10 protein-coding genes and 5 pseudogenes are annotated in these 15,176 nt (G+C 65.1%); 11 read left to right on the plus strand and 4 right to left on the minus strand.

Going from position 1 to position 15,176, the window contains the following annotated elements:
* Positions 1-23: 23 nt before the first annotated feature.
* Positions 24-736, minus strand: a pseudogene (hutC, locus tag OWR21_RS09220) (histidine utilization repressor).
* Between the two features lie 154 nt (positions 737-890).
* Between hutC and hutU the strand changes: the two are divergent.
* The 6 genes and pseudogenes from hutU (at position 891) to OWR21_RS09250 (ending at position 7,961) form a co-directional block, all read left to right on the plus strand.
* A complete protein-coding gene (gene hutU, locus OWR21_RS09225) occupies positions 891-2,609 on the plus strand; it encodes a urocanate hydratase (protein WP_332395059.1) in 1,719 nt (572 codons plus the stop codon).
* A 25-nt stretch (positions 2,610-2,634) separates the two neighbouring features.
* Positions 2,635-4,188, plus strand: a pseudogene (hutH, locus tag OWR21_RS09230) (histidine ammonia-lyase).
* A gap of 2 nt (positions 4,189-4,190) precedes the next feature.
* Positions 4,191-5,166: pseudogene (hutG, locus tag OWR21_RS09235) on the plus strand (formimidoylglutamase).
* The gene (gene hutI, locus OWR21_RS09240) at positions 5,159-6,394 is read left to right on the plus strand and encodes an imidazolonepropionase (RefSeq protein WP_332395060.1); all 1,236 of its coding nucleotides are present in this window, start codon (positions 5,159-5,161) and stop codon (positions 6,392-6,394) included. Before hutG ends, hutI begins: the two are co-directional and overlap by 8 nt.
* Positions 6,395-6,450: 56 nt before the next feature.
* Positions 6,451-7,566: a ferrochelatase gene (gene hemH / locus OWR21_RS09245; RefSeq protein WP_332395061.1), complete on the plus strand. Its 1,116-nt coding sequence runs from the start codon at positions 6,451-6,453 to the stop codon at positions 7,564-7,566.
* Positions 7,563-7,961, plus strand: coding sequence for an RNA-binding S4 domain-containing protein (locus OWR21_RS09250; RefSeq protein ID WP_024974832.1), 399 nt, complete (start codon positions 7,563-7,565; stop codon positions 7,959-7,961). Before hemH ends, OWR21_RS09250 begins: the two co-directional genes overlap by 4 nt.
* Before the next feature lie 21 nt (positions 7,962-7,982).
* Here the strand turns inward: OWR21_RS09250 and OWR21_RS09255 are convergent, their stop codons facing one another.
* Positions 7,983-8,180 carry a hypothetical protein gene (locus tag OWR21_RS09255; RefSeq protein WP_206274242.1) on the minus strand — a complete coding sequence of 66 codons (198 nt, stop codon included), beginning with the start codon at positions 8,178-8,180 and terminating at the stop codon, positions 7,983-7,985.
* Between the two features lie 262 nt (positions 8,181-8,442).
* Between OWR21_RS09255 and grpE the strand changes: the two genes are divergently transcribed.
* The 3 genes from grpE to rnk all read left to right on the plus strand — a co-directional run bounded on the left by grpE (position 8,443) and on the right by rnk (position 10,262).
* On the plus strand, positions 8,443-9,090 hold the full coding sequence (grpE, locus tag OWR21_RS09260; RefSeq protein WP_316889971.1) for a nucleotide exchange factor GrpE: 648 nt from the start codon (positions 8,443-8,445) through the stop codon (positions 9,088-9,090).
* 11 nt (positions 9,091-9,101) lie between these two features.
* Positions 9,102-9,527, plus strand: coding sequence for a thioredoxin family protein (locus OWR21_RS09265; protein ID WP_332395062.1), 426 nt, complete (start codon positions 9,102-9,104; stop codon positions 9,525-9,527).
* A 327-nt stretch (positions 9,528-9,854) separates the two neighbouring features.
* Positions 9,855-10,262, plus strand: a complete 408-nt coding sequence (rnk, locus tag OWR21_RS09270) for a nucleoside diphosphate kinase regulator (protein ID WP_147219135.1) — start codon at positions 9,855-9,857, stop codon at positions 10,260-10,262.
* Positions 10,263-10,274: 12 nt separating this feature from the next.
* Here rnk and OWR21_RS09275 read toward each other — a convergent pair whose 3' ends face one another.
* Both OWR21_RS09275 and OWR21_RS09280 read right to left on the minus strand, forming a co-directional pair.
* Positions 10,275-10,946: a phospholipase A gene (locus OWR21_RS09275; RefSeq protein WP_332395063.1), complete on the minus strand. Its 672-nt coding sequence runs from the start codon at positions 10,944-10,946 to the stop codon at positions 10,275-10,277.
* A complete protein-coding gene (locus OWR21_RS09280; RefSeq protein ID WP_332395064.1) occupies positions 10,849-11,484 on the minus strand; it encodes a hypothetical protein in 636 nt (211 codons plus the stop codon). Before OWR21_RS09280 ends, OWR21_RS09275 begins: the two co-directional genes overlap by 98 nt.
* 347 nt (positions 11,485-11,831) lie before the next feature.
* Here OWR21_RS09280 and dnaK point away from each other — a divergent pair.
* Together dnaK and dnaJ are read left to right on the plus strand one after the other, a co-directional pair.
* A pseudogene (gene dnaK / locus OWR21_RS09285) lies at positions 11,832-13,783 on the plus strand (molecular chaperone DnaK).
* A 134-nt stretch (positions 13,784-13,917) separates the two neighbouring features.
* Positions 13,918-15,060, plus strand: a pseudogene (gene dnaJ, locus OWR21_RS09290) (molecular chaperone DnaJ); the annotation flags it as partial.
* Between the last annotated feature and the right edge of the window lie 116 nt (positions 15,061-15,176).

A 15,176-nucleotide genomic window follows, 5' to 3' on the forward strand; every position in this document is an offset into this window, starting at 1 on the left:
GAAGGGCCGCAGCTAACCGAGACTCAGAAGCTGCCCGTGAACTGATAACGCCCGCCCGGATGCCACATGGTCGCCACCGAGGCGACCTGGCCTTGCGACAACGTTTTTCGCCGCAGCATCAGGCAGGGCTCGCGCACGTCCATGTGCAGCATTTCGGCGATCTCGCGAGTGGGCAGGCGCGCCTCGATGCCGTAATCCACGCCCTGCAACGGGGCGGCACGCATCAGGTAGGCGTTGGGCGTAGTCTGCGTGAAATCCTGCTCCATGTATTCGGGCGCCAACGCCGCGTTGACCCAACGGTCTTCCACCTGGATCGGCAGGTCGTTTTCGAAGTGCACGATCAGTGAATGAAACAGCACGCGGCCGGCGGGCACGCCAAACGAAGCTGCCATCGCTTCGTTGGCGCGGGCGCGTTCCAGCTTGTGCAGTTCGGCGCGGTGCCGATGGCCGCGCGCTGCAATCTCCTCGGCGATATTGCGGATCGCCACCAGCGTCGCCTGGTATTTCTGCTGCGCGACGAACGTTCCCAAGCCTTGCACGCGCGTGAGGATCTGCTCGGCGGTCAACTCACGCAGCGCGCGATTGACCGTCATGCGCGACACGCCAAAGGTCTGCGCGAGCGTCGTCTCCCCGGAATCATTTCCCCTTCCTGCCACTCCCCGCTGCGAATGCGCGTGAGGATGTCTTCCTTGATGCGCTGGAAGGCGGGGGTGCTGGCGGACGGGTCGTGTGACATGGGCGTGGCTTGCAGTGCGGCGGTGGCCGCGGATGTGATGTGCGGATGGCGGTCATCATCAGGGTTTGCTCTTAGCTTGTAAAGTTTTCTTGCCTAAGTTGTATATACAACATAAGATGCGCTCCATGACAAAGGAGTTCGCAGGAGACCTCACATGAACGCCCCGACCCACGCTGCCCACCTGACCGACGATCCGCGCTACGACGCTTCGCGTGAAATCCGCGCCCCGCGCGGCACCGAGCTGCACTGCAAGAGCTGGCTGACCGAAGCGGCTTACCGGATGCTGCAGAACAACCTCGACCCGGATGTGGCCGAGAACCCGAAGCACCTCGTCGTGTATGGCGGCATCGGCCGCGCCGCGCGCGACTGGGCCTGCTTCGACAAGATCCTGGAAACGCTGCACGAGCTGAACGACGACGAATCGCTGCTCGTGCAATCGGGCAAGCCGGTGGGCGTGTTCAAGACCCATCCGGACGCGCCGCGCGTCCTGATCGCCAACTCCAACCTCGTGCCCAAGTGGGCGAACTGGGAACACTTCAACGAGCTGGATCGCAAGGGCCTGTTCATGTACGGCCAGATGACGGCCGGCAGCTGGATCTACATCGGCAGCCAGGGCATCGTGCAAGGCACGTACGAGACGTTTGCCGAAGCCGGCCGCCAACATTACGACGGCAAGCTGGCCGGCAAGTGGATCCTGACCGCCGGCCTGGGCGGCATGGGCGGCGCCCAGCCGCTGGCCGCCACGCTGGCCGGCGCCGTGTCGCTGAACATCGAATGCCAGCAATCGAGCATCGATTTCCGCCTGCGTACGCGCTACCTCGACAAGCAAGCCAAGGACATCGACGACGCATTCAACCTGATTCGCCACCATTGCGAGCGCGGCGAGGCCGTGTCCATCGGTCTGCTCGGCAATGCGGCGGAAATCCTGCCGGAGCTGGTCAAGCGTGCCCGCGCCGGCGGCCTGAAGCCGGATCTGGTGACCGACCAGACCTCGGCGCATGATCTGGTCAACGGCTATCTGCCGATTGGCTGGACGGTCGAGCAATGGCGTGCTGCTCAACGCGACCCGTCGCAGCACGCCCGCCTGACCGACGAGGCCGCCAAGTCCTGCGCCGTGCACGTGCAGGCCATGCTGGATTTCCAGGCCATGGGCATCCCGACCGTCGACTACGGCAACAACATCCGCCAGGTCGCGTTCGATCAGGGCGTGAAGAACGCCTTCGACTTCCCGGGCTTCGTGCCGGCCTACATCCGTCCGCTGTTCTGCGAGGGCAAGGGCCCGTTCCGCTGGGTGGCGCTGTCGGGCGATCCGGAAGACATCTACAAGACCGACGCCAAGATCAAGGAACTCTTCCCGCACAACACGCACGTGCATCGCTGGCTCGACATGGCGCGTGATCGCATCGCCTTCCAGGGCCTGCCCGCGCGCATCTGCTGGCTGGGCCTGGGTGAGCGTCACCTGGCCGGCCTGGCGTTCAACGAGATGGTCAAGAATGGCGAGCTGAAGGCGCCGATCGTGATCGGCCGCGACCACCTCGACACGGGCTCGGTCGCCAGCCCCAACCGCGAAACCGAAGCCATGCGAGACGGCACCGACGCCGTGTCGGACTGGCCGCTGCTCAACGCGCTGCTCAACACGGCCGGGGGTGCCACGTGGGTGTCGCTGCACCATGGCGGCGGTGTCGGCATGGGCTATTCGCAGCACTCGGGCGTGGTGATCGTCGCCGACGGCACCGACGCTGCGGCCAAGCGCCTGGGCCGTGTGCTCGTCAACGACTCGGGCTCGGGCGTCATGCGCCATGCCGATGCCGGGTACGAAACCGCCATCGCCTGCGCCAAGCGCAACGGTTTGAACCTGCCGATGATCGGCTAAGTTAAAGACATCCTCTCGCATTGCTATGAACACCATGACCACGCCCCCATCATCACGTTGCAGCCGGGCGAAATGTCCTTCGCCGACTTGCGCCGCGTCTGGCTCGCCCCGACGCCTGTTGCGCTGTCGGGCGATTGCGCGGCCGCCATCGAAGCGTCTGCGGCCACCGTGCAGGCCATCGTTGCCAAGGCGACCCGGCCTACGGCATCAACACCGGGTTCGGCCTGCTGGCCAAGACGCAGATCCCCACGCACGAGCTGGAGCGCCTGCAACGCAACCTCATCCTCTCGCACGCCGTCGGCACGGGTGAAGACCTGAGCGACAACGTCGCGCGTCTGGTGCTGCTGATGAAGGCCGCCAGCCTGGCGCGCGGCTATTCGGGCGTGCGCCGTGTCGTGATCGACACGCTGCTGGCACTCCTGAACGCCGGCATCGTGCCGTGCATTCCGTCCAAGGGTTCGGTGGGCGCGTCGGGCGATCTGGCGCCGCTGGCGCACATGACGCTGGCCCTGCTGGGCGAGGGCGACGTGCGCGTGAACGGCGTGCGCACGCCGGCGCGTGCCGCATTGGCCGCCGCCGGTATTGAGCCGATCGCGCTGGCCGCCAAGGAAGGCCTGGCGCTCATCAACGGCACGCAGGTGTCGACGGCGCTGGCGCTCAACGGCCTGTTCCTGGCCGAGCGACTGCTGCAAGCCGCTACCGTGTCGGGTGCGTTGTCGGTGGATGCCGCGAAGGGCAGCGATGCGCCGTTCGACCCGCGCGTGCACACCGTGCGCGGACAAGCCGGCCAGATCGCCACCGCCGCCGTGTACCGCAACCTGCTGGCCGGTAGCGCCATCCGCCAGTCGCACCTCGTGGGCGACAAGCGCGTGCAAGACCCGTACAGCCTGCGCTGCCAGCCGCAAGTCATGGGCGCATGTTTCGACCTGATCCGTCAGGCCGGCGCCACGCTGCTCACCGAAGCCAACGCAGTCACCGACAACCCGCTCGTCTACGCCGACGCCGGTGAAGTGATCTCGGGCGGCAACTTCCACGCCGAACCGGTGGCGTTTGCGGCCGACATGCTTGCGCTGGCGATTGCCGAGATCGGTGCGCTGTCGGAGCGCCGCATCGCGCTGCTGATCGACTCCACGCTGTCTGGCCTGCCGCCGTTCCTGGTCGAGCAGCCGGGCCTGAACTCGGGCTTCATGATCGCGCACGTCACGGCCGCGGCGCTGGCCTCGGAAAACAAGACGTTCGCCCACCCAGCCAGCGTCGACAGCCTGCCGACGTCCGCCAACCAGGAAGACCACGTCAGCATGGCGACCTTCGCGGGCCGCCGTTTGCAGGACATGGCAGAGAACACCGCCACCATCGTCGGCATCGAAGCGCTGGCGGCGGCGCAGGGCATCGACTTCCACAAGCCATTGGCGACGTCCGACACGCTGCAGAAGGCACATGGCTGCATCGCGCGCGCGTGGCCTACTACGGTGAAGATCGGCTGTTCGCCCCCGACATCGAAGCCGCCCGCCGCCTCGTGCTCGATGGCGACCTTGGCGATTCGTGCCGCGCGCACGTCGGCGAACTCGCACTCGTCTGACCATGCTCGCCCAAGCCGAACCGAACGTCTGGCAAGGCCGCGTCGATGCGGAAGAAGGCCCGCTGGGCTTGCGTTGGCACCAGACGGTGCGCCGCATCGATGCAGCGACGCCGTTGGCCAACACCGTCGCCCTGGCGGGCTTTGCCTGCGATGCGGGTGTCGCACGCAATCACGGGCGAACCGGTGCACAGGCGGGCCCGGCCGCCATCCGCAAGATGCTCGCGAACTTGCCCGCGCGTGCCGGCCGTGGTCGTCGACGCAGGCGATGTGACTTGCCAGGGCGATGCGCTGGAAGACGCGCAGAGCGAATTGTCGGGTGTGCTCCACGATCTGCTCGACCGCGGCGCATTTCCGATCGCGCTCGGCGGCGGGCATGAGATCGCGTGGGCCTCGTTTGGCGGCTTGGCGCGGCATCTGGCGGCGAAATCCGACCAGCCCCCGCGTATCGGCATTCTCAATCTGGACGCGCATTTCGATTTGCGCGCGGGCGAGCGGGGCAGCTCCGGCACGCCATTCCGCCAGATCGCCGAAGACTGCGCGCGGCGCGGATGGCCGTTCCACTACGCCTGCCTCGGCGTGAGCACTTACGCCAACACCGAGGCGCTGTTCGCGCGTGCGCGCCAGCTCGGCGTGCGCTGGATGCACGACGACGAGATGGACGTCATGCAACTCGCGCACGTGTTGAAGGTGGTGGAGGTGTTCCTGAGCCAGGTCGACCACGTCTATCTGACGATGTGCCTCGACGTGCTACCGGCCGCCGTGGCCCCCGGCGTGAGCGCGCCGTCCGCACGCGGCGTGGGGATGGACGTGATCGAGCCCATCGTGGATCGCGTGGTCAGCTCGGGCAAGCTGCGGCTGGCAGATGTGGCAGAACTGAACCCGTCGCTCGACATTGACAACCGCACGGCACGTGTCGCCGCCCGTCTCGTGGCGCGCGTGGCAGACGGCATTGGCCTGCAGGGAGCTGCGCATGACTGATCCGGCCAACCCGCACTGGGACGCGCTCTGGACCAACGTCCACCTCGCCACGCTCGCCGCCGATGCCGACGGCTACGGTGAGATCCGCGACGGTGCCATCGCCGTCAAGGATGGCCGCATTGCGTGGCTTGGCTATCGCGCCGATCTGCCCGTTAACGCCCACGCCACACGGCAGCACGATGGCGGCGGCGCGTGGCTCACGCCCGGCCTGATCGATTGCCACACACACCTCGTCTACGCCGGCAACCGCAGCAATGAATTCGAAGCGCGCCTGAACGGCGTGCCATACGAAGAGATCGCGCGCGCGGGCGGCGGCATCCTCTCGACCGTTCGCGCCACGCGGGCCGCCAGCGAAGACGCGTTGGCCGACGCCAGCCTGCCGCGCCTGAATGCCCTGCGCGCCGAAGGTGTCACCACCGTCGAGATCAAGTCCGGCTACGGCCTGAACCTGGAAACCGAGCGCCGCATGCTGCGCGTTGCACGGCGCTTCGGCCAGTCATTGCCGGTGCGCGTGCGCACGACGTTCCTCGGCGCGCATGCGGTGCCGCCCGAATTCGCCGGCCGCGCGGATGACTACATCGATCATCTCTGCGCCGATGTGCTGCCCGCGCTCGCTGCGGAGGGCCTGGTCGATGCTGTTGACGCCTTCTGCGAAACCATTGGCTTCACGCCCGCACAGACGGCGCGCATGTTCGACGCGGCGCAGCGCCACGGCTTGCCGGTCAAGCTGCACGCCGAGCAGCTCTCCGATCAGGGCGGCGCGGCGCTGGTGGCTCGCTACGGCGGGCTGTCAGCGGATCACCTCGAATGCCTGACCGAGGCCGGCATCGCAGGCATGGCGCAAGCCGGCACGGTGGCCGTGCTGCTGCCCGGCGCGTTCTACTGCCTGCGCGAAACGCGCCTCCCGCCGATGGCCGCGCTGCGCGCCGCCGGTGTGCCCATGGCCGTGTCGACCGACTGCAACCCTGGTACCTCGCCGTTGTCGTCGCTGCTGCTGGCGATGAACATGGCGTGCACGCTGTTCCGCCTGACGCCGCTGGAAGCGCTGACCGGCGCGACGCGTCATGCTGCCGCAGCGCTGGGCCTGTCTGGCACGTGTGGCGTGCTGGCTCCGGGCTGCGCGGCCGATTTCGCCCTGTGGCGCATCGACCGGCCTGCCGATCTGGCCTACGCGATGGGGCTCAACCCGTGTGTGGGCGTGATCAAGGACGGCACCGTGGTGGCGTAAGGAACACGCGAGGACGCGGCTCGTATAATCGGCCGGTCTATCGCGAACCCGCGCCCATGCCCTTCTTGCCCGAACCCCTGTTCCAGCACGGTCAGCCCGATCGCACGGCGATCCTGCTCGTCAACCTCGGTACGCCTGACGGCACATCGCCGCGCGAGGTCGGCCGCTACCTGCGTCAGTTCCTGTCCGACCCCCGCGTTGTGGAAATTCCGCGCGCGGTGTGGTGGTTCATCCTCAACGGGCTGATCGTGCCGCTGCGTTCGCGCACGTCGGCGCACAAATACGAAAGCATCTGGCTGCGCGAGGCCAACATGACGGGCTCGCCGCTGCTCGTCTACAGCGAGCGCCAGGCGCATGCGCTGCAGCAGTTGCTGAACGCGCAGGGCCACGATGTGGTGGTCGCCTGTGCAATGCGCTATGGCAATCCGTCGATTCCGTCCGTCATGCAGGCGCTGCGCAAACAGGGCGTCGAGCGCATCCTCGTGCTGCCGATGTATCCGCAGTATTCCGGCACCACCACCGCCACGGCCTTCGACGAGGTCTTCCGCGTGCTGGGCGAAATGCGCAATCAGCCGGAGTTGCGGCTGGTCAAGCATTTTCACGATGACCCCGCTTACATCAACGCACTGCACCAGCAGGTGGGGGCGTATTGGGCGCAGCACGGCGCTCCAGATTTTGCGCACGGCGACAAGCTGGTGCTGTCATTCCATGGTGTGCCGCGACGGACGCTGGAATTGGGCGATCCGTATCACTGCGAATGCCTGAAGACCGGCCGCTTGCTGGGCGAAGCGCTCGGCCTGCAGCCGGGTCAGTACCTGGTCACGTTCCAGTCACGCTTTGGCCGCGCCGAATGGTTGCAGCCGTACACCGCGCCCACGCTGGAAGAGCTTGGCCGCGTCGGCACCCATCGCGTCGACGTGTTCTGCCCGGGCTTTCCGGCCGATTGCCTGGAAACGCTGGAAGAGATCGCCATGGAAGGGCAGTCCACTTTCCGTGTCGCCGGCGGCAAGGAATTCCATTACATCCCGTGCCTGAACGACAGCGAGGTGTGGATCGCCGGCATTGCCGACATTGCGCTGGCGCATCTGCAGGGCTGGCCGCTCACGCTCACGCATCCGCATGTGCTGGAGGCGAGCCGCACGCGTGCGCAGAGCAAGGGGGCCGCCGCATGAAAGTGAGCACGGACGCGGCCGATCGCGTGCGCATCGACAAATGGCTGTGGGCGGCGCGCTTCTTCAAGACACGTTCGCAGGCGACGGATGCGGTCGAACGCGGTCGCGTGCAGATCAACGATCAGCCGGTCCGCCCCGCCAAGGATGTCAAAATTGGTGACCGCGTGCGGGTGCACGCGCATGAACAGCAGTGGGAAGTCGAGGTATTGGCGCTGGCGGAAGTGCGCGGCCCGGCTTCGGTCGCGCAAACGCTCTACGCCGAGACGGACACCAGTCGCTTAAAACGCGAAGAGAACGCCGACAAGCGCCGCCTGTATCGGGAACCCGCCACACAAATTGCCGGCCGGCCGACCAAGCGAGACCGGCGACGCATCGACAAACTTGGCGGAGAATGAAGCGCTCCGCGCAAGTGTGTGCTAACTTGATACGCTCATCAGGCCGCGCGGCAACTGCTGCATCTGTGCGGGCTTGATAATGTAGTGCTTGAAGAATGCCTTGCCGCTGCCGTACTCCGTATAACGCGGCGTGACGGCGCCAGACAGGCAGATGAACGTTGTGGCTGCGGTCAGCGTCAACAGCAGGAGCACGGTCAGAACGGGCAATTTGTTGTGCATGGTACGAACCCTCAAAGAAGCTCGCGCCCCCCAGTTTTTTCTTGCATCATAGGTGGCTCATCAGGGCGCCGCAATTGCTGTGCCGTGGCAGTCTGATGAAAGTTGTAACCCCATATTTCGTGATGCACGGCGCACAGTTACCGCGCATCCGGCGCCCTTGAAAAGCGCGCCAATTGCCCCATAACGGGGACAAATCGTTTGTAAAAATCCAGCGGATCGTCTTCGGGTACATCCCGTGCGTCGATGCCCTTTATCCAGCGCTATGAATCACTCTTCGCACACCCCTTCTAACTCGGACATGCCAGCGGACACTCAAGCCACCCAGCCGAACCCATCGGCGACGGGCCAGGCGGCCCACGCCTATTCGAGCCAGGCTCAGCGCGCGAGCGCCGATGCCCAGGCTGTCGCCGGTGACGAAGCCGCCGTGGCGGAGGCCGCGGCCGACGTGGACGTTGCTGAACTGCGCCGTCAGCTCGAGGCCGCTGAAGAAAAGGCTCGTCAGAACTACGAGAACTGGGCGCGCGCCACGGCCGAAGGCGAGAACATTCGCCGCCGTGGCCAGGAGGATGTGGCCAAGGCGCACAAATTCGCCATCGAAGGCTTCGCCGAATATCTGCTGCCCGTGATGGATAGCCTGCAGGCCGCCTTGGCGGACACTTCGGGCGACGCCACCAAGCTGCGCGAGGGCGTTGAACTGACGCTCAAGCAGCTGTACGCCGCGTTCGAAAAGGGCCGTGTGACCGAGTTGAACCCGGTGGGCGAAAAGTTCGATCCGCATCGCCATCAAGCCATCTCGATGGTGCCGGCCGATCAGGAAGCCAATACCGTGGTGGCGGTGCTTCAGCGCGGCTACACGCTGGCCGACCGCGTGCTGCGCCCGGCTCTCGTGACCGTGGCGGCGCCGAAGTAAGCCAACGCCCCGTGATCCAGAACACAGCCACGTCGCATGATGCCCAACGCGCGATTCCGGTCGACAAGACCGCGTTCGCGGCGTTTGGCATGCGCGAGGTAAACACCGCCACCTTCGACGCGGCCATTGCGGCTGCGGGCGATGCGCTCGTGTGCGTGTTCTTCTGGGGCGTCGATTGCTTCAACTGCGAGATGGCCAAGAAGGCCATGCTCGCGCAACCGGGCGCCGTGCGTGAGCTGGGGCTGACGTGGCTGCATGCCGACGTCTATGGGCACCCGGAACTGGGCCAGCGCTTTGGCCTGCACGGTGTTCCGGTATTCATGTTCTTCCATCGTGGCAAGAAGCTCGGCCGAGCGACCGGCTGGCATGGCCACGCGCAATTTGCCGCCGCCGTTGCCAATGCGCGCAACAAGCTGGCCGGCAAGCCGCTCATTTGAGGCAGCGACCGTCATGACGTCGATGCCGATGGCTGCGGCCCTCTTCCTCGTTTCGCCTTCCCGTGCTGTGCGCCCCAAGCGCATGGCGCGCACCTTGCCGCGCGCCGCTCAGGCGATGACCGCGGCCCTTGCCGCCGCCCGGCGGTCGTTCTAGTGCCCCTGCGGCACGTTGCCGCCGGGCTCTCTCTTTCACCAGCAGTTTTAGTTCGTATTACCGCCGGCCGGCCTGTGTGCCTGCCGGTTTCCTTGCCGCTGCTTTGCGTTGGCCTGCGGGGCTATCGGCAGCGGCTTTGCCTCGTGTTGAACACAGACTTGTAGGAGATCGTCATGTCCAAAGCAGCCGCCATCTACCTGACCGAGCTTGACCTCACCCGCCTCGAAAATGCCGCCGCGCGCGCTGGCAGCAACTCGCCGCTGGCCGACCTCGTCGACGACCTGATCGCCCGTGCCAACGTTGTGCCTGGCGACAAGATTCCCGCCGACGTGGTCACCATGAACTCGGTCGTGTGCGTGGTGGATGACACCGGCGCTGAGCAAGAGTGGACGCTCGTCTACCCGGAAGAGGCCAACGTGACGTCGGCCAAGTTGTCGGTGCTCTCGCCGATGGGCGCTGCGCTGTTGGGTGCGCGTGCGGGCAAGTCGGTCAAATACTCGGCGCCAAATGGCGCACAGCGCTCCTTGCGCATCGACCGCGTGGCATTCCAGCCAGAGGCCAGCGGCCAGCACACGCTCTAAGCCGGCTGCGTTCTATCGCGAGAGGCTGTACCCGACACGCACCTGCGAGCCCAGCTTGTGGTTGTAGTCGAGCAGGCTCTCGCCGTAGCCGGTGAAATACTGGATGAACAGATAGCCCGCCGTGCCAGTGAAGATCCGGCTCATCGGATACGTCAATTGCGCGTCGACGCTGCCATAGGCCTTGCGGGTGCCCTTGCGCAGCGTGGCGGCCAATTCCCAGCCGTTGGGCGCGCCGTACGACACGCGGAAATCCCCAAAGCCGCGGTAGTGCGCGATATCGGTGTTGCCCGTGCGCGTGAGGTAGGCGTAGAGCTTCGGTTCGAACTTCCAGTGGTAATCGTTCAGGTCACCAAAGTGGAACGTGGGGCGTACGAAGACGGTGTTGATGGCGCGTGACGCGTTGCCGTCGCGGCCGTTCGATTCGTGCTCGATGCCGCCCGCGAACGACAGCCGTGTGAGCGCGCCGCCATGGATGCCCGTGTCGGGGCGGTAATAGAAGATGCTGGGCCGGTAATTCGTATCGCGGAACGGCGCCGATTCCTTGCCCAGATCCCACAGCGAGAACTGCGTGTAACCGAAATACAGGTTATCGAGCAGCCCTGCCGATGCGGGATTCTCCGGCTGAAAAATCCGGAACTTGAAGCTCAGCTGGAACTTGGCGTTCAGGCCCCCGTGTGCGCCCACGGCGGCGAACATGGGCTCGTGGAACGTCAGGCGCGCGGTGTCTTCTGGCGGACGGGATGCTTCGCCACTGCCCGCCACGGCCACAGGAGTGGGCGGTGCGGCCGTTGCGCTGGCAGGGGGCACTCGGGTTGGTGCCCAGCGCGCCGCCCGGCTGGGTCGCTTCGGCCGCGGCGTTACGGGCCGCGCCGGCGGGAGCGCCATCGGCGGCAATCTGCGGGGCGTCAGGGCCGCGCACGAGCGTCACCAGAACGGGTGCCGCATCCAGATCGGGAACATCGATCCGAACCGTACCGCGCAGCACCTCGGGCAGCGTGCCGGTATAGGCGACGGTGCGGACCTGCCCCGGGCGCAGATGCAGGGTCTCCGCCCCGGCGTTATGTCGATTGAGGATCACTTCCACCGCGCCTTGCAGATCGGCGGTGGCGGTTGCGCGCAGCTTGGCCGGCACGGCATAGCTGCGCTGGGCGGCATCGCCCGAAATGACCAGGGTCAGGGTGAAGGGCTGGTTGGCATCGATGCGGCGGGAGGGCTGGAGCAAGGCAACAGCGGCATCGGCGGAGGGCACGGCGCATGCGGCAAGGAGCGCAGCGCCAAGAATGGATCGAAGCGGATGCAAAGGCATGGGCGCAAAAGCCGGGTTGGCGTCCGGCGAGTGGCAATGCGCGCAAGGGTAACACCCAGACCTTTTGTGCCCGGTTTGCGGTTCCGGGCATTCAAAACGCCCGTTTTGCCGGGGAGCGCACGTTTTCGGGTGCTTTCCCAAGAAAAACCGGCCAAAATGCTCAACTTTTCAAAATTCGGCCTTGAAAAGCCAGACGGCACTCCCACATCCGATCCAAGTTTGTATTCAGTGCAGTCCTGACACCAGATTCGAGGAGCAAGAACATGGGCAAAATCATCGGTATCGACCTCGGTACCACCAATAGCTGCGTGGCCATCATGGAGGGCAACACGCCCAAGGTGATCGAGAACGCCGAAGGCGCACGCACCACCCCGTCGATCATCGCGTACATGGAAGACGGCGAGATCCTGGTCGGTGCCCCGGCCAAGCGCCAGGCGGTGACCAACCCGAAGAACACGCTGTACGCCGTCAAGCGCTTGATCGGCCGCAAGTTTGAAGAGAAGGAAGTCCAGAAGGACATCGGCCTGATGCCGTACACCATCACCAAGGCCGACAATGGCGACGCCTGGGTGGAAGTGCGCGACAAGAAGATGGCGCCGCCGCAGATTTCGGCTGAAGTCCTGCGCAAGATGAAGAAGACTGCCGAGGACTACCTGGGCGAGGAAGTGACCGAAGCCGTGATCACGGTGCCGGCCTACTTCAACGATTCGCAGCGCCAAGCCACCAAGGATGCCGGCCGCATCGCCGGTCTGGACGTCAAGCGCATCATCAACGAGCCGACCGCGGCTGCGCTGGCATTCGGCCTGGACAAGAACGAAAAGGGCGACCGCAAGATCGCCGTGTATGACCTCGGCGGCGGTACGTTCGACATCTCGATCATCGAGATTGCCGACGTGGACGGCGAGAAGCAGTTCGAAGTGCTGTCGACCAACGGCGATACGTTCCTGGGCGGCGAAGACTTCGACCAGCGCATCATCGATTACATCATCGGCGAGTTCAAGAAGGAGCAGGGCGTCGACCTGTCGAAGGACGTGCTCGCGCTGCAACGCCTGAAGGAAGCCGCTGAAAAGGCCAAGATCGAGCTGTCGAGCACCCAGCAGACCGAAATCAACCTGCCGTACATCACGGCTGATGCCTCGGGTCCGAAGCACTTGAACCTGAAGATCACGCGCGCCAAGTTGGAAGCGCTGGTCGAAGACCTGATCGCCCGTACGATCGATCCGTGCCGCACCGCCATCAAGGATGCTGGCGTGAAGGTGTCGGACATCCACGACGTGATCTTGGTCGGCGGCATGACGCGTATGCCGAAGGTGCAGGAAAAGGTGAAGGAGTTTTCGGCAAGGAAGCTCGCAAGGACGTGAACCCGGACGAGGCCGTTGCCGTGGGCGCTGCCATCCAGGGTCAGGTGCTGGGCGGTGACCGTACCGACGTGCTGCTGCTGGACGTGACGCCGCTGTCGCTGGGCATCGAAACGCTGGGTGGCGTGATGACCAAGATGATCGGCAAGAACACGACCATCCCGACCAAGTTCTCGCAGACGTTCTCGACCGCGGACGACAATCAGCCGGCCGTGACGATCAAGGTCTATCAGGGCGAGCGTGAGATGGCCTCCGGCAACAAGCTGCTGGGCGAATTCAACCTGGAAGGCATTCCGCCGGCACCGCGCGGCACGCCGCAGATTGAAGTGTCGTTCGACATCGACGCCAACGGCATCCTGCACGTGGGCGCCAAGGACAAGGCGACCGGCAAGGAAAACAAGATCACGATCAAGGCAAGCTCCGGCCTGTCGGAAGCCGAGATCGAGCGCATGGTGAAGGACGCCGAGGCCAACGCCGAGGAAGACAAGAAGCTGCGCGAACTGGTCGACTCCCGTAACCAGGGTGAAGCGCTGGTGCACTCGACCAAGAAGGCACTGGGCGAGTACGGCGACAAGCTGGAAGCTGGCGAGAAGGACAAGATCGAAGCCGCGATCAAGGAACTTGAAGAGACCCTGAAGGGTGCCGACAAGGCCGCGATCGACGCCAAGACCGAAGCGCTGGCAACCGCCTCGCAGAAGCTGGGCGAGAAGGTGTATGCCGACATGCAGGCCAAGGGCGAGGCAGGCGGCGCTGAACACGCGGCCGGTGCCCAGGCAGGCGCGCAAGCCGGACAAGGCGCACCGCACGACGATAACGTCGTCGACGCCGAGTTCAAGGAAGTGAACGACAAGAAGTAAGCCAACTCGTCCGCCAGGCGGACGTTACGGTACGCCGGGCAGTGATCATCGGGTTGTGCGGGACGCACCTGATGTCACGCTCGGCTTTTTTGCTATTCGACACGCAGTAAAAACAGGCGACGACTGAAGCCACCATGGCAAAACGTGATTACTACGAAGTGCTCGGGGTGGGCAAAAACGCGAGCGACGACGAGATCAAGAAGGCGTATCGCAAGCTCGCGATGAAGTACCACCCGGACCGCAATCCGGACAGCAAGGAAGCGGAAGAGAAATTCAAGGAGGCCAAAGAGGCCTACGAGATGCTCTCCGACGCCGAGAAGAAAGCTGCCTACGACCAGTACGGCCACGCGGGCGTTGACCCGAACATGGCTGGCGGCTTTGGCGCGGGCGGTGCAGGCTTTGGCGGGGGCTTTGCCGAAGCCTTCGGTGACATCTTTGGCGATATCTTTGGCCAAGCCCAGGGTCAGGGCGGGCGCCGCGGTGGCGGCCCGCAGATGTATCGCGGCGCCGACCTGCGCTACAGCATGGAGATCACGCTGGAGCAGGCCGCGCATGGCTACGATACGCAGATCCGCGTGCCGCACTGGGATGAGTGCGACCACTGTCACGGCAAGGGCGCCGAGCCCGGCTCCAGCGTGGAGACGTGCCCGACCTGCCACGGCGCTGGTCAGGTGCGTGTGTCGCAGGGCTTCTTCACGATGCAGCAGACGTGTCCGAAGTGCCACGGCAGCGGCAAGTACATCCCCAAGCCGTGCACCAAGTGCCACGGCCAGGGCAAGCTGAAGAGCCAGAAGACGCTGGAAGTGAAGATTCCGGCCGGCATCGATGAAGGCATGCGCATCCGTTCGTCGGGTAATGGTGAGCCGGGCATCAACGGCGGGCCTCCGGGCGATCTGTATGTGGAAATCCACATCAAGCCGCACCCGGTGTTCGAGCGCGACGGCGACGACCTCCATTGCCAGATGCCGATTTCGTTTGCGACGGCGGCCATCGGCGGCGACATCGAAGTGCCGACCCTGGGCGGCCGCGCGTCGTTCACGGTGCCCGAAGGCACGCAGGCCGGCAAGACGTTCCGCCTGCGTGGCAAGGGCATCAAGGGCGTGCGTTCGGGCTATGCGGGCGATCTCTATGTGCACATCAACATCGAGACGCCGGTCAAGCTGACGGAGCACCAGAAGGAGCTGCTCAAGCAGTTCGACAAGTCCGTGCACGAAGGCGGCTCGCGGCACAGCCCGCAAGAGCAGTCGTGGATGGACAAGGTGAAGAACTTCTTCTCCTCAAACTCTGCAAAGCTACTGCGCGTCCCGATCTTGGCCCTGCGATGCTCGCCGTACCCATGTACGGCTGCGCTTCTCGGACCAACCTCGGGGCGCTCGCTACGCTTTTCAGAGCT

Source organism: Ralstonia sp. 1B3 (assembly GCF_036631435.1).

What these genes read in the sequence shown, in the direction of transcription:
- OWR21_RS09255 (WP_206274242.1), bottom strand. Translation starts at nt 8,180, where the DNA reads ATGCACAACAAATTGCCCGTTCTGACCGTGCTCCTGCTGTTGACGCTG.
- hemH (WP_332395061.1), top strand. Translation starts at nt 6,451, where the DNA reads ATGCCCTTCTTGCCCGAACCCCTGTTCCAGCACGGTCAGCCCGATCGC.
- grpE (WP_316889971.1), top strand. Translation starts at nt 8,443, where the DNA reads ATGAATCACTCTTCGCACACCCCTTCTAACTCGGACATGCCAGCGGAC.
- OWR21_RS09250 (WP_024974832.1), top strand. Translation starts at nt 7,563, where the DNA reads ATGAAAGTGAGCACGGACGCGGCCGATCGCGTGCGCATCGACAAATGG.
- hutI (WP_332395060.1), top strand. Translation starts at nt 5,159, where the DNA reads ATGACTGATCCGGCCAACCCGCACTGGGACGCGCTCTGGACCAACGTC.
- rnk (WP_147219135.1), top strand. Translation starts at nt 9,855, where the DNA reads ATGTCCAAAGCAGCCGCCATCTACCTGACCGAGCTTGACCTCACCCGC.
- hutU (WP_332395059.1), top strand. Translation starts at nt 891, where the DNA reads ATGAACGCCCCGACCCACGCTGCCCACCTGACCGACGATCCGCGCTAC.